The organism is Sphingobium sp. CFD-2 (genome assembly GCF_024611135.1).
Lineage (GTDB): Bacteria > Pseudomonadota > Alphaproteobacteria > Sphingomonadales > Sphingomonadaceae > Sphingobium > Sphingobium fuliginis.
This window is the reverse complement of the sequence record NZ_CP084405.1, coordinates 1,259,816-1,272,608: the sequence shown is the minus strand read 5'-3', so window position 1 is coordinate 1,272,608 and position 12,793 is coordinate 1,259,816. Positions and strand designations below refer to the sequence as shown.

Here is a 12,793-nt window from a genome sequence, read left to right as displayed (position 1 = left end):
CCGAATTCGCCGACGGTCGTGGCGGACTATTGCCCTTGTGCAGGCGCAACCGCCGTCAGGAACCCTATCCATGGGCGGGTGGCCCTCGCGCGATCGCTCCACAATCTTCGCTCGTACAAGAAAGTGGAGGGGGAGAGCGCATGACGACCAAGAGCATGATGATGAAGCTATGCACCTATATGGGCGCAATAGCCGGGACGATGATGTTCGTTGGCATATGGCCGGTCGCGCACATGTTCCCGCCGCTCGACCCGTCCATGCCCGCAGCAGAGGTCGCAGCCTATTATCGCAGCCACCAGACCGGCATATTGGCGGGCGCCATCCTGATCGCCTCTTCTTCCGTGCTGTTTTTCCCCTTCCTCGCCGCGATCGCCACCTTCATGAAGAAGATCGAAGGGCCGATTGCGCCCTTGACCTGGGCTTTCGTGATGGTCGTGGCCTTCGGCTTCGTCACCCTATTCTTCGCCGGGTTGATCTTCACGGCGGCCGCCTATCGGCTCGACCGGCCGGACGCCGTCGTCAGCACGCTGAGCGATATCGCCTTTCTGCTGTTCGTCATGCCGGCCGTACCTGCCTTCGTACAGAATCTGCTGACCGGCTTCGTCATTCTGGGCGATCGCCGCGCGCAACCCATCCTGCCGCGCTGGCTGGGCTATATGAACCTCTGGACCGGCGTGCTGCTGCTGCCCGGACTGGCGATCGGCCTGTTCAAGACCGGACCTTTCGCCTGGAACGGCGCCCTGGCTTTCTGGCTGCCCGCCGTCGTATTCGGCATCTGGTTCAACCTGATGATTGTCGCCATGCTCGGCGCGATCAAGCGCGACGCGCTGGGTGGCGAATAATGGCGGCGTCGCAAGCGGTTGCCTCGTCTCCGCGCGGCCATGTGCCGGGCGAGGAAGGCGTATGGGTGTTCATCGGCGGCGACCTCATCGTCTTTGCCGTCTTCTTCGTCACCTATGCGCTCGCCCGGCAGCAGGAACTGCCGCTGTTCGAAAGCGCGCAGGCGCTGCTCGACCGGCGCCTTGGCCTGCTCAACACGCTGCTGCTGCTGACCAGCAGCCTGTTCGTCGCGCAGGCCGTCGCGGCGGTCCGCCGGGGCGACGACAGGGCGCGCCGGTTGCTGCTGGGGGCGATCCTTCTCGGCAGCGGCTTCGTCATCGTCAAGGCGTTCGAATATTCGGCCAAGATCGCGCAGGGCTTCACGCTCAACAGCAACAGTTTTTCGATCTATTATTATATGTTTACCGGCATCCATCTGGTGCATGTGCTGATCGGGCTGGGCGTGCTGTGCTTCACCTTGTCGCGCTTCGACCGGGCCGGCCAGATGCAGGGGGGCGTCGCCCTGATCGAGGGGAGCGGCGCCTTCTGGCATCTGGTGGACCTGCTCTGGATCATCCTCTTCGCCCTCCTCTACCTGCTCTAGGAAAGCTGTTTCATGGCCATGATCTGGCGTAGCCGCATCACATGGGTCTGGGCGATGCTGATCGCCGCAACCTTTCTGTCATTCGAAACGATGGCATTGGGCAATGCCTTTCTGCTTCGCTCCGTGATCCTCGTCATCGCCTTCACGAAAGTTCTGCTCGTCGGCCGCGAGTTCATGGAGTTGCGGCACGCGCCGCGCTGGCTGCTCTGGGGATTCCAGAGCTGGGCGATCCTGACCTGCCTGGTCCTTATCGCCCTGTTCCGCACCTGACGCGATCAGACCGGCACTTCCGTCCCGCCTGCCGCGGCCTCGTCAATGCCCATCTTGCGCGTGAGGTCAGCCATATCGAGATATTCGCGCCAACGCGAAATCAGCCCGGCGTCGTCAAACTCATAGATGGCGACCATTTGGTGCGGACAGGGCCGTCCCATGATGATGGCGGTATCCGACCGCTCCTGCATCACCATCCGGTCGTTGGAGAGGATGTTCACTTCATTGCACTTGTTGTTCGTGGCGAAGGCCATTTGCCGCTCGATCTCAGCGCGCAATGCCGTCTTGCCCTTCACGACAGGACCGCCGGGAACCCAGAGCTGCCATTCGGCGTCCTCCGCCATCATCGACAGGATCTTTTCGACATCGGGCCTGCTGGCATCGCGGCCGTCGCCCCAGGCATCGCAAAATTCCCGCACCTTCCGTTCCAGTTCCACGCTCATCATCCTCTCCTTTTTCTGATTTCATCCTGCCTGATTTTGCCGTTCATCCGGGGGACAAGGCCCGCGTGACGCTGATGAACGGCACGGTGCAGCTCTGACCGCCATCGACCGGATACAACATGCCGTTGACATAGCGGGATTCGTCGGACGCGAGGAACAGCGCCATGGCGGCAATATCCTCGGGTTCGCCGATGAAGGGCGTGTTGAGCACCTCCAGAAACAGCCGGTCCATCTCGGGCGTGGACCATTGCAGCTTGGCCGGCGTCTGCGTCGGACCGGGTAGGATCGCATTGCTGCGGATGCCCCGTTTGCCATAGGTGGCGGCGATCGCCTGCACGAACCAGTTGAGCGCAGCTTTGGACGATCCATAGCTATAGGCTGTGATATCCCCGCCCATGGAACTGCCCGATGAGGTGGAGATGATCGACCCTGCGCCGCGCTCCAGCATGTGCGGAATGGCGAGCTTGCTCGCCAGAACGGCGCCCAATACATTCACTCTCAGATTGGCGAGGAAGATGTCGGGATCGAAGGCCAGGAAATCCATGTCGCGCATGGCGTGGTCCTGATTGACGTATAGCGCATTGTTGAACAGCACGTCGATGCGGCCGAAATCCGCGACGGTCTGGCCGATCATATGTTCCAGATCGGCCTGCTCGCCAACATCGACGGTCATCGCGCGCGCCGACCCGCCGGCGTCGACGACGGCCTGCGCGGTCATCTCGGCAGCTTCGGCGCGAATATCCGCTACGATCACCGTCGCGCCTTCCCGCGCGAACATCAGCGCGCTGGCGCGTCCGATGCCGCTCCCGCTGCCGGTGATGATGCAAATCTTGTTGGCAAGGCGGGTCATTCTGCTTCCTCTCGCTTTTTAATTCATAACCGGCGGCGGCTGCACGTTGGTATCAGCGCAGATCATACTTCCTGATGGACAGGATCAGTAGGTAGGCACGGCTGCGCTGGGGATCGGCCTCGACACGGGCCGCGACCCGCTGCACCAGACTGGCCATCAGTGCGTCCCGATCACGGGACGCATCGACCCGCGCCAGGAAGTTGGGGCCGTTGGCCGCACCCATCATGGCTGCCCACAGCCGCCCCAGTTCGGCCGCATCGCCGGATCGCTGATAAGCATCCCAATAGGGATCAGGGGACGGGATCGCGGCGAGATGCTCCAGTTCCAGTTCGGGCACCAAGCCGGCATCGAAAGGCGCTTGTATCTGATCGGGCGAACGCCCCGCGGAGGGCGCCGTCATCCTTAGCGTCTCATCGGCGCTGAGCAGTCCTTCACCCTCCATGTCGACGATCGATTGCCAGAAATTTCCGGCCATCCATTCGAAGCCGTGGCTGTCGGGCCCCCTGCCCATGAACTGACAGATCAGGCGTCCTCCCGGCCGCAATTCGACAGCGCGCGCCTTCAGGAAGGCCAGCCAATCCTCCGCCAGCACCGCCTCGACGGCAGCACGCGCCTGCGCGGACCGACTGAAAATCGCCCAGCCATGATCCGCGACGTCGACCGGATTGCGGCTCATCCAGTGCAGCGCGTTGGAGGACCAGCCCAGATCGACGCTGCCGGGCGGCAATATCGCATCGAAATAGGATCGGCCGATCGCGGATGGAAAGACGCCCTGTCGGCCGTTCAGATAGCTGGCCGGATCCCGGTCCAACAGGCCGAACAGCGAGGTGAAATCGTTCGATGGCAGATCCGTATGCACGACCTGCACAGGCCTCCGCGCGTCGTGCGCGCGAACCAGATCGATAGCTGTCGCCATCGGCGCCATCGAATTGCGTCCTTGCGACGCGCCATAATCGACAATGGTGACGGGACCGACAGAACCGTCCGCAATGGCCCGCGCCGCCGCCTCCAGCAGGGCAAGCGCGGATTGCAGATTGGCCTGTTGCAGACCCGAATGGCGGTTGTAGAGCCCGTCCCCCGCCATGGCCGCGACAGCGGCGGGATCAGCCATAAAATGCCTCCGCGATGCGCTGCGTGTAGATCGCGCTTTTTTCGGGCGACAGGCCATAATGGGGGATCACCGGCGTAATCGCGTCGGCCAGGGCGGCGCGCCGCGCGACCCGGCTGCGCACCTCATCAACCGTTCCAACCACGGCGATGCTTTCCACCATTTCGTCGGAGCAGGCCGCCGCCATACCCGCCATGTCGCCCTGCGCGAAGGCGGCCTGGATCGCCGATGCCTCGCGGCCGAAACCGATTTCCTCGAAATAGCGCAGATATTGGGGTGACTGGCTGTAATAGGCCACGGTCCCTCGGCAATCCTCAATCGCCTCGCGCCTGTCGTCGGAAATCGCCGTGAATATCGAAATATTGAGCGAGAAGCCCTTGCGCGCCCGCCCGGCCCGATCCAGCCCGGCCTTGATCTGGGCTGCCACTTCCCGCTCGATCCAGGCATCGTTCCACAGCGGGTGCCCGAGCAGCCCGTCGGCAATTTCCGCCGCCTGCGCGCAGGCCTTCTGAAACACCGCCGGCAGGACGATGGGAATGTCGCTGCGCACCGGCTTGTGCAGCAGGCGGAAGTGCGAAAGGTCGAGACGATGATAGTCGCCCGCCAGTTCGGTGAGTTCGCCCGTATGCCCGCGTGCGACGATGGCGCGGATCATGCCCACGATCTCGCGCATATGGGCGAGCGGCTTGCCATAGGCGCTGCCGAACGATCCCTCGATCTGGCTCTGCGCGCTGGATCCCAGCCCCAGCACCACCCGGCCGTTGCTAATGAGGTCCAGGTCGATGGCGCTGCAAGCGGTTTCCAGCGGACTGCGCACGAACGCCAGCGCGATGCCGGTCCCCAGCTTGATGCGCTGCGTGGCCGGCGCGACGGCGGCCAGCGTCGTAAAGGGCGCGCCGAAAATCTGGGGCGCCCACACCCCTTCCACGCCCGCCGCTTCGTAGCTCTGCGCCAGCGCCGACAGATCGGCGCCCGGCATCGGGACGATCTGCGCCCAGACAGCCTTGCGATCGGTCATCCCCATCCCCCTCTAAAAGCCGCTTGTGTCGAAATAGTCGCGCCAGGCGACGATATGGGGGCCGTCCATTTCCAGCGCGCCCATCAGCCGCAGCGAAAGCATTTCCTGCCCGTCCGGTCCGTAGAAAATATCGCTGCGCTCGGTCAGGACCACATTGCCGGCGGCCGCCGCATGATGGACGACGACCGCGCAGCGTTCGAAAGGAATCCGGCCCAGAAAGCCCTCGACGAACTGCCGCGCCTGATCGATCCCGACAGTCGTCGCCACGCCGACATTTTCCCAACGGGTATCCGCCGTAAACCGGCGCTCCATGGCGGACAGCATGTCGTCGCGCGAGCCGCTGCTTTCCCGAAAAAACGCCAATGCTTCGTCCAGTGGACCGGGCATGTCACCCCCTGCTCCTGTGTTGCGCCGGCATCATGGCGCGGGGCGGCCGCCTTCTACCCTGCCGAAAGATAGCCATTGGATTTTGATGGAGGGATCGGCACGCCATCGGGCGGAAAGGTCATGCTGAGAATAGTATGTCCTCCCCATAACAGCGAATCGAGCGGCCAAATATCGGGCGTTGCCTATACTCCGCGGCAAAGCTGAGAGGAGTTTTCATTGATGAGCGCCGTCGACGAACTGATCACCCTTGCCCGATCACCGGATCCGTTCCGGAATGCCCCGGACAATCTGGCCGAACTGCAACTGGAAGCGGCGCGGGAGCGCTTTGCGGAGCGCCGCCAGCAGATCAGGGTGCTCGACAAGCGGGCGAAGGAAGCCGGTATCGACAGCATCGACAGCCTGGCCGATCTCGTCCCGCTCCTGTTCGCCCACACCAATTATAAGAGCTATCCTGAAGCGTTCGTCGACAATGGCCAGTGGAAGCATATGAACATATGGCTCGGTACGCTGAGCAGCCATGCCACCGACAATATCGACGTTGCGGATGTGCGCGACATCGACGAATGGCTGGATCGCGCCAGGGCGGCGGGCCACCATGTCTTCGCGTCGAGCGGGACGTTGGGCAAATCCTCTTTCCTCAACCAGTCGACGCAGGACCGCGACCTGTCACTCGCCGCTTGTCTGGCAGCGGCCGACCTGTCGACACCGGCCTATGTCCCCGATCATGGCCGCTCGGTCTTCACCATGATGCCGCCGCGCGGCACCCACAAGATGATCGACTTCTGCAACGTCCATTTCCCGCGCTGGGCAGCGCCCGGCGAATTTCATCGCCTGAGCGACTATCCGATGCGCGCCTTCGACGCCATGCGTCCCGCGCAGCTGCGCCGCCTGCTGGCGGCCGGCAAGGTCGGTCCCGGTGAGATCGCCGCCTACGAGGCGGAGGTCGAGGCCCGCCAGCAGGCGCGGGCGGGCGAGTTCGACGCATGGATGGACCTGCTTGTCAGCCGCCGGGATCGCCCGCTCTATATCGGCGTCATGTATGGCGTCGCCTGGCAGATCGTGCAGGCCCTGCGCGCGCGCGGGATCAAGGATGGCGATTTCCATCCCGACACGCTGATGAGCTTTGGCGGAGGCACCAAGGGGGCAGCGGTCCCAGCCGACTATAAGGAACAGATTATGGGCTTTTTCGGCGTCACGCCGGACCGCATCACCAGTTCCTATGCCATGGTCGAAATGAGCGGCTTCTGCGCCAAGATCCAGCCGACCGAATCCTATGCGGTGCCGCCATGGATCATCCCCCTCATCCTCGACAAGCCTGGCGAAACGCTGCTGGGCACGACCAAGGATACGGGCCGGGTGGAAGGCCGCATGGCATTCTTCGACATATTGGCGGACGGCCGGTGGGGCGGCATCATCTCCGGCGACAAGGTGCAGGTGGAATTCGGCTCCGGCCTGGAAGGCGTGAAGACGCCGGTCGTCCATGCCATCGCACGCTACGCCGATCTGGAGGAGGGCGAGGACAAGCTCAGCTGCGCCGGATCGATCGATTCCTACGTGCGCGGATCGATCACCGCGCCCCAGCCGGTCGCGGCCTGAACGACAGGAGGCAGACATGCTGCATGAAATTATCGCTGATAATGATCGGCTGCTCGTTCCCCATGTGATAAAGGGCGTGGTTCAACTCGACGCCGCCGTGGAGCATCGTTCGCGGGCCAGCGGCTCGACGGTCATGACCCCGTCGATCGATCTGGACTCGCTGATCTGGCCACGCAGCCAGCCCGGTCCTGCCTTCGACACGCCGCTTGCGGAGATCGTGGATTTCCTCGTCGAGGTCGGCAAGGCGCTCGATTTTGACCGGAATATCCATCTTCAGGAGGCCGCGGCCTATAATCTGCGCTGTAACAGCCTGGGGGCGCGCATCCTTGAGAATTGCTACCGCGACATCGCCTGGTTCTTCACCCGCGACGCGGTCGAGGCGGAGGCCGAACAGTCGCTGGGATCGCTTGACCTGCTGGATGGATGGGCGCGACGCGACATTCAGGGCACGGCCTTCGACATCCGCGCCTTCCCGCCGCGCATGGTGCATGTTCTCGCCGGCAACGCCCCGATCGTGCCGCCGGTCACGATCGTCCGAGGGGCGATCAGCAAGGGCGTCCACCTGCTGAAAATGCCGTCCAACGACATGTTTACGGCGACCGCCCTGCTGCGGACGATGGCGGATGTCGGCCCCAACCATCCGGTGACGCGGTCCTTTTCCGCCGCTTACTGGCGCGGCGGCGATGCCAGCATCGAAAATCACATCCTGCGCTCGCAATATTTCGACAAGCTCGCCGTCTGGGGCGGCGAGGCGGCGGTGCGCCATGCCATGCAATATGCCGCGCCGGGCTTCGAGATCATGTCCTTCGATCCAAAGGTGTCCATCTCGCTGATCGGTCGCGAAGCCTTTGAGGGCGTCCCCCTCGAGACCATCGGCGAGAGAAGCGCGGCCGACATCATCGCCTTCAACCAGGATGCGTGCAGCTGCGCACGCTTCCAGTTCATCGAGGGATCGGACGATCAGGTCGACCGCTATTGCGAAGCGCTGGTGGAGGCGATGGGCCGGGACATCCGCTACGGCGCGGGGCCCGACGGCCCGCTGCCACCCGCCATGCTGATTGAGGAACTGGACATGCTGGGCAATCTGGAACCCATCTACCGCCTGTTCGGACGTCCCGACGGCCGGGGCATGGTCATCCGCTCCAGCGAACCGGTGTCGTTCAATCCGGGCGGCAAGCTCGTCAATGTCGTCACCGTCGATCGGCTTGCGGACGCGATCCAGTATGTCACCGTCGCGACCCAGTCGGTCGGCGTCTATCCCCCCTCCCGCATTGCCGAGGTGCGCGATGGGCTTTCTTCGGCGGGCGCCCAGCGCATCGTCGGTCTCGGCAACATCAACACCGGAAAATTCGGCGGCCTGCCGCACGATGGGGGATGGCCAGTGCACAAGATGATGCACTGGGTCGTCACCGAAGCAGCGAAAGATTGAACCAGATCATGACACAGACGACTATTCAGGCGCTGTCGCTCGACAGCTATCGCCTGCTCGGCCGCTCGGGCCTACGCGTTTCTCCGCTGGCGCTGGGAACCATGACCTTTGGCGAGGAATGGGGCGCGGGCGAGCAGGAATCCCGCCGGATCTTCGACAGCTATGTCGATCAGGGCGGCAACTTCATCGACACGGCTGGCTATTATGCCGATGGCGCGTCGGAGATATTGACGGGCAAGTTCGCGGAGGCGAAGCGCGAACGGCTGGTTCTTTCCACCAAATATTCGCTGACCCGCTCAGTCGGCGATCCCAATGCCGCTGGCAACAGCCGCCGCAACATGGTGCAGACGGTGGAAACGAGCCTCAAGCGACTGAAGACGGACCGGATCGACCTGTTCTTCCTCCATGTCTGGGACGATATGACGCCTGCGGACGAGATTTTGCGCGCGTTCGACGACTTGGTGAGGCAGGGCAAAATCCTCTATCTTGGCCTGTCGGACACCCCTGCCTGGCAAATGGCCCGGTTGCAGACCATGGCAGAATTGCGTGGCTGGAGCCAGTTGGTGGCTTTGCAATCCGAATATAATCTGGTGGAGCGCACGGCCGAGCGTGACCTTATCCCCGCCGCCAAGGCGCTGGGTATCGGCGTCATGCCCTGGTCGCCGCTGGCGAGCGGCATGTTGTCGGGCAAATATGCGACGGGCGGCAGCGCGCATGCGGGCGAAACGGGCGGCCGTGGCTTCCTGCTCGAAGCAGGGGGCCGCGTCGATGCGCGCGTGGTGGCCATCGCGGATGCGGTGAAGGCCGTCGCCGACGAGATGGGCGTCACTTCGGCGCAAGTGGCGATCGCCTGGACCCTGGCCAATCCGGCGGTCATATCGCCGCTGCTGGGCGCACGGACGATGCGGCAATATACAGATAATGTCGCCGCGCTTGGCGTCACGCTGGAGCCAGCGCAACTGGAACGGCTGGATGCGGTGAGCCGCACGCCGCTCGGCTTTCCGCATGATTTCCTTGCCTCACCCTTCATTCGCCATGGACTGACGGGCGGCACGAATATCCGGCCGCGCGCCTGATCAGGCGGCGCGGATCAGCCTTCCGGGACGCGCGCCGGTGTCGGCGCCGTCCCTCCGGGTTATCACGCCGCTGACCATCGTGGCGCGATAGCCGGTGGCGAGCTGCGCCAGGCGACGCCCGCCGCCGGGCAGGTCATGCACGACATGGGGGGCATGCAGGCGCAGCGCACCATGATCGATCAGGTTGATGTCGGCCTTCAGCCCCGGTTTCAGCCGCCCCCGGTCCCGCAGCCCCAGAAAATCAGCATTGTCCGCGCTCAGAGCCTTGACCGCCGCCGGGATCGTTAGTTGCTCGCCAGCCCGATCGCGGGTCCAGTAGGCCAGCATCGTCGTCGGATAGCTGGCATCGCAGATGATGCCATAATGCGCGCCACCGTCGCCCAGTCCCACGATGCTGTAGGGATCGCGCATCATGGCCAGGGCAGGGTTTAGCGACTTTTCCGCATAGTTGGAAAAGGGCATCAGGATCAGCGCCTGCCCATCCTGCTCCAGCATCAGATCATAGACTAGTTCGACCGGGCTGACGCCCCGCTGTCCGGCCAGCGCGGCGATGCTCTGGTCTGGTGACGGTTCATAATCGGGCTCGGCTCCGAGCCGATAGATATTGTCCCAGGTCCGCAACAAGCGATGCAGCGGCGTCGGCGTCTCGTCCGGCTCCTCCGCGATCAGTCGCTCGCGAAAGGCGGGATCGCGCATGATGGCGACCTTTTCCGCCAACGGCCGGTCCGCGATCGCGCGATAGCTCGCACAATGGCTGAACGCGTTGGCCGATGTCGACAGGCCGCACATTGCGCCCATCGGCCGGGGGAACACCTGCGCCAGCACTGGCGCCGCACCGCTGCGATTATGTTCGGCGAGCGCATCCATGGTGCGCCGCCAACCCTGCGGATCGGTCGACCATTGGGCGAGCGAATAGGTCAGCGGGCGCCCCGACGCGCTGGTCATGCGCTTCATGAGGTCGAGATCGCTGGCCCAGTCGGCGGTATCGAGATTGGGGATCATCTGCAGCACGCCGCGCCCCGCATCACCCACCGATCGGGCGATCGCCACCAGTTCGTCGCTGTCCGCTTGAAAGGACGGGATGAACGCGCCGTCACCGCGCCGGTGTACCAGCGAACGGGATGTGGCGAAACCAAGCGCGCCGGCCGCCATTCCCTCCGCCACCAGTTGCGCCATCCGCGCGACATCCGCTGCGGTCGCCGGCTCACGGTCCAGTCCGCGCTGGCCCATCGCATAGACCCGCAGGGGCGAATGGGGAATATAGGCGCCGACATCGGCGTCCCATGCGCGCGCTTCCAGTGATTTCAGATAGTCTGGGAAGCTCTCCCAGTTCCAGGGCAGGCCCTTGGCCATCACTGCTTCGGGAATGTCCTCCACCCCCTCCATGACATTGACCAGCGCCTCGCGATCCTCCGGCCGGCACGGCGCGAAGCCGACACCGCAATTGCCGATAACGACGGTGGTGACACCATGGTCGGTGGACGGCACCAGACTGTCCGACCATGTGACCTGTCCGTCATAATGGGTATGAACATCGACGAAGCCGGGCGTGACGAGGAGGTCGCGGGCGTCGATCTCCTCTCGCCCCTGCCCGACGTCAGCGCCGATCTTCGCGATACCTCCATCAACGATGGCGATGTCCGCCTCGAACGGATCGCCGCCCTGCCCGTCGACGATCGTACCGCCCCGGATCACCAGATCAGCTTCTATCATGTCCATGGCTCTCCTCAGCCTGCCAGCGCAGCCAGCATCTCGCCCGATGCCTGTTCTTCCGTGACCCACTTCACCATGCGGCGGACCGGCTCGATCGCGTCCTGCCTTTCCATATTATGCTGCATCGTCGCAGCCCCGCCCAGCGATACGATCCGCTGCGCGCCCTGAAAGGCGAGGCGGTCGCGCAGCTCGTCCTTGAGACTTTCGGGAAAGATGCCGATCGTCTGGGTATAGGCGTTGACCGCGCTGACGGCCGTTTCCCGGCTGTCGATGGGCACGATATTGCCCACCCGGCAGGCGAGCGTGCGCGAAAAATCGACCGGATATTCTTCCTGGCTCACGATCACCGCGCCTTCGTTGGTGCGGCCGCCGAAGATGCGATAATCCTCGTCGTTGAGGCGGATGCCGTCGATCTCGGCCTTGAGCGCACCGTCAAACGCCTTGTGCGGCGTGCTCAGATGATCGGGCAGGCGCTGGAGAGCGTCGAAGGTCATCTGCCCCAGCCGATTGGCACGCTCCAGCCCGGCTTCGTCCGTGCCGCATTCGACATAGATGACGCGTGCGGACACGCAGCCTTCCTGATTTTGCGCGCCGATATCGAGCGCCAGACGGCGCGCCACCTGCTCCAGCGTCTCCTCGTCGGCGAAGGCTTCGCGACCGATGATCGTCCCCGACAGCTTGGGGTCCTGGGTGATGAGGTCGATGCCCGGTTGCAGATAGCGCGTGATATGCTTGACCGAATCGAACCCGCCCCAGGCAACGATCTTCTCGACGCCGCGCGGATCGTAGATTGCCGACTCCACCTGATCGTCGCCGCCTTTCCAATAGGCGACGGAGACATGTTTCGACAGCGGATGGTCGGGGTCCATCTCGACCATGGTGCGCACCAGCGCGGCGGCCGTCAGCGGATCGTTGGACGGCAGCTTGATGATCGCGTCGGACCGGGTCAGCGCATTGCGGATCACCGTCAGGATTGACACGATCGGCGCATTGCCGGCAATGACGTGCACGGTCCGCGCACCGAAGGCGCGCGTGCGGGCGGTCAGACCCGGAAATCTGCCAGCCCCCTGATCCACCCAGCCTTCCAGATAGTCGACGCCGCAGGAGCGTTCCATCATCCGCCGCATTTCGGTCCGATCGAAAGCCGCGCCGATATGTTGGAAATGGACACGCAATATGCTCTCCGACAGACCGGAGGTCAGGCAGGACAGGCGAAACGCCTCCTGCAAATGCCGGTTCTGACCGAAATCGAGCCGCTGTCCCAAAGCAACGAGGAAATCGAGTATCTCCTCGAAGCTCAGTGCATAGAGATCGGCCATGGCTGAAGGCGTGCGCAACGGCAATCGCGCGACATGCTTGGCGATGTCGGGCGCCGAAAAGCTGACACCGCCCCGGCGGCCGCCATAGTCGATGTCGGCATCGTCGATAATCTGGCCCCGGATGATCAGGGGCACGCGGAATGGATCAGTCATGGCTCTAC

13 protein-coding genes are annotated in these 12,793 nt (G+C 63.7%); 6 read left to right on the top strand and 7 right to left on the bottom strand.

Annotated features, from left to right (window positions below; all coding sequences use genetic code 11):
• The first annotated feature begins 140 nt into the window (after positions 1 to 140).
• From LDB29_RS06165 to LDB29_RS06155, 3 genes are read left to right on the top strand one after another with little or no spacing between them, the layout of a single operon-like run.
• Positions 141 to 842: a hypothetical protein gene (locus tag LDB29_RS06165; RefSeq protein ID WP_044662207.1), complete on the top strand. Its 702-nt coding sequence runs from the start codon at positions 141 to 143 to the stop codon at positions 840 to 842.
• Positions 842 to 1,423 (top strand): cytochrome c oxidase subunit 3, encoded by a 582-nt coding sequence (locus tag LDB29_RS06160; RefSeq protein WP_044662206.1) that lies wholly within the window; start codon positions 842 to 844, stop codon positions 1,421 to 1,423. Before LDB29_RS06165 ends, LDB29_RS06160 begins: the two co-directional genes overlap by 1 nt.
• Before the next feature lie 12 nt (positions 1,424 to 1,435).
• Entirely contained in the window at positions 1,436 to 1,693 is a 258-nt protein-coding gene (locus LDB29_RS06155) for a cytochrome C oxidase subunit IV family protein (protein ID WP_017183047.1), read from the top strand.
• 5 nt (positions 1,694 to 1,698) lie between these two features.
• Here the strand turns inward: LDB29_RS06155 and LDB29_RS06150 are convergent, their stop codons facing one another.
• The 5 genes from LDB29_RS06150 to LDB29_RS06130 are packed head-to-tail and all read right to left on the bottom strand — an operon-like array spanning position 1,699 to position 5,499.
• The gene (locus LDB29_RS06150) at positions 1,699 to 2,136 is read right to left on the bottom strand and encodes a nuclear transport factor 2 family protein (RefSeq protein WP_044662205.1); all 438 of its coding nucleotides are present in this window, start codon (positions 2,134 to 2,136) and stop codon (positions 1,699 to 1,701) included.
• Between the two features lie 43 nt (positions 2,137 to 2,179).
• Positions 2,180 to 2,986 (bottom strand): SDR family NAD(P)-dependent oxidoreductase, encoded by an 807-nt coding sequence (locus tag LDB29_RS06145; protein WP_044662204.1) that lies wholly within the window; start codon positions 2,984 to 2,986, stop codon positions 2,180 to 2,182.
• Positions 2,987 to 3,038: 52 nt separating this feature from the next.
• A complete protein-coding gene (locus LDB29_RS06140) occupies positions 3,039 to 4,097 on the bottom strand; it encodes a hypothetical protein (protein ID WP_044662203.1) in 1,059 nt (352 codons plus the stop codon).
• On the bottom strand, positions 4,090 to 5,112 hold the full coding sequence (locus LDB29_RS06135; protein WP_044662202.1) for an LLM class flavin-dependent oxidoreductase: 1,023 nt from the start codon (positions 5,110 to 5,112) through the stop codon (positions 4,090 to 4,092). Before LDB29_RS06135 ends, LDB29_RS06140 begins: the two co-directional genes overlap by 8 nt.
• A 12-nt stretch (positions 5,113 to 5,124) precedes the next feature.
• Positions 5,125 to 5,499 carry a limonene-1,2-epoxide hydrolase family protein gene (locus tag LDB29_RS06130; protein ID WP_044662201.1) on the bottom strand — a complete coding sequence of 125 codons (375 nt, stop codon included), beginning with the start codon at positions 5,497 to 5,499 and terminating at the stop codon, positions 5,125 to 5,127.
• Between the two features lie 219 nt (positions 5,500 to 5,718).
• Here LDB29_RS06130 and LDB29_RS06125 point away from each other — a divergent pair, with 219 nt between their 5' ends.
• The 3 genes from LDB29_RS06125 to LDB29_RS06115 are packed head-to-tail and all read left to right on the top strand — an operon-like array spanning position 5,719 to position 9,600.
• A complete protein-coding gene (locus tag LDB29_RS06125; RefSeq protein WP_044662200.1) occupies positions 5,719 to 7,095 on the top strand; it encodes a hypothetical protein in 1,377 nt (458 codons plus the stop codon).
• A gap of 16 nt (positions 7,096 to 7,111) precedes the next feature.
• Entirely contained in the window at positions 7,112 to 8,524 is a 1,413-nt protein-coding gene (locus LDB29_RS06120; protein WP_044662199.1) for an acyl-CoA reductase, read from the top strand.
• A complete protein-coding gene (locus LDB29_RS06115; protein ID WP_044662198.1) occupies positions 8,521 to 9,600 on the top strand; it encodes an aldo/keto reductase in 1,080 nt (359 codons plus the stop codon). The genes LDB29_RS06120 and LDB29_RS06115 overlap by 4 nt, the downstream gene beginning before the upstream one ends.
• Here LDB29_RS06115 and LDB29_RS06110 read toward each other — a convergent pair whose 3' ends face one another.
• Both LDB29_RS06110 and LDB29_RS06105 read right to left on the bottom strand, forming a co-directional pair.
• Positions 9,601 to 11,313: an amidohydrolase family protein gene (locus LDB29_RS06110; RefSeq protein ID WP_044663144.1), complete on the bottom strand. Its 1,713-nt coding sequence runs from the start codon at positions 11,311 to 11,313 to the stop codon at positions 9,601 to 9,603.
• A gap of 14 nt (positions 11,314 to 11,327) precedes the next feature.
• Positions 11,328 to 12,785 (bottom strand): acyl-CoA reductase, encoded by a 1,458-nt coding sequence (locus tag LDB29_RS06105; protein ID WP_044662197.1) that lies wholly within the window; start codon positions 12,783 to 12,785, stop codon positions 11,328 to 11,330.
• Positions 12,786 to 12,793 lie beyond the last annotated feature (8 nt).

What these genes read in the sequence shown, in the direction of transcription:
- LDB29_RS06160 (WP_044662206.1), top strand. Translation starts at nt 842, where the DNA reads ATGGCGGCGTCGCAAGCGGTTGCCTCGTCTCCGCGCGGCCATGTGCCG.
- LDB29_RS06110 (WP_044663144.1), bottom strand. Translation starts at nt 11,313, where the DNA reads ATGATAGAAGCTGATCTGGTGATCCGGGGCGGTACGATCGTCGACGGG.
- LDB29_RS06155 (WP_017183047.1), top strand. Translation starts at nt 1,436, where the DNA reads ATGGCCATGATCTGGCGTAGCCGCATCACATGGGTCTGGGCGATGCTG.
- LDB29_RS06120 (WP_044662199.1), top strand. Translation starts at nt 7,112, where the DNA reads ATGCTGCATGAAATTATCGCTGATAATGATCGGCTGCTCGTTCCCCAT.
- LDB29_RS06140 (WP_044662203.1), bottom strand. Translation starts at nt 4,097, where the DNA reads ATGGCTGATCCCGCCGCTGTCGCGGCCATGGCGGGGGACGGGCTCTAC.
- LDB29_RS06130 (WP_044662201.1), bottom strand. Translation starts at nt 5,499, where the DNA reads ATGCCCGGTCCACTGGACGAAGCATTGGCGTTTTTTCGGGAAAGCAGC.
- LDB29_RS06105 (WP_044662197.1), bottom strand. Translation starts at nt 12,785, where the DNA reads ATGACTGATCCATTCCGCGTGCCCCTGATCATCCGGGGCCAGATTATC.
- LDB29_RS06125 (WP_044662200.1), top strand. Translation starts at nt 5,719, where the DNA reads ATGAGCGCCGTCGACGAACTGATCACCCTTGCCCGATCACCGGATCCG.
- LDB29_RS06145 (WP_044662204.1), bottom strand. Translation starts at nt 2,986, where the DNA reads ATGACCCGCCTTGCCAACAAGATTTGCATCATCACCGGCAGCGGGAGC.
- LDB29_RS06165 (WP_044662207.1), top strand. Translation starts at nt 141, where the DNA reads ATGACGACCAAGAGCATGATGATGAAGCTATGCACCTATATGGGCGCA.
- LDB29_RS06150 (WP_044662205.1), bottom strand. Translation starts at nt 2,136, where the DNA reads ATGAGCGTGGAACTGGAACGGAAGGTGCGGGAATTTTGCGATGCCTGG.
- LDB29_RS06135 (WP_044662202.1), bottom strand. Translation starts at nt 5,112, where the DNA reads ATGACCGATCGCAAGGCTGTCTGGGCGCAGATCGTCCCGATGCCGGGC.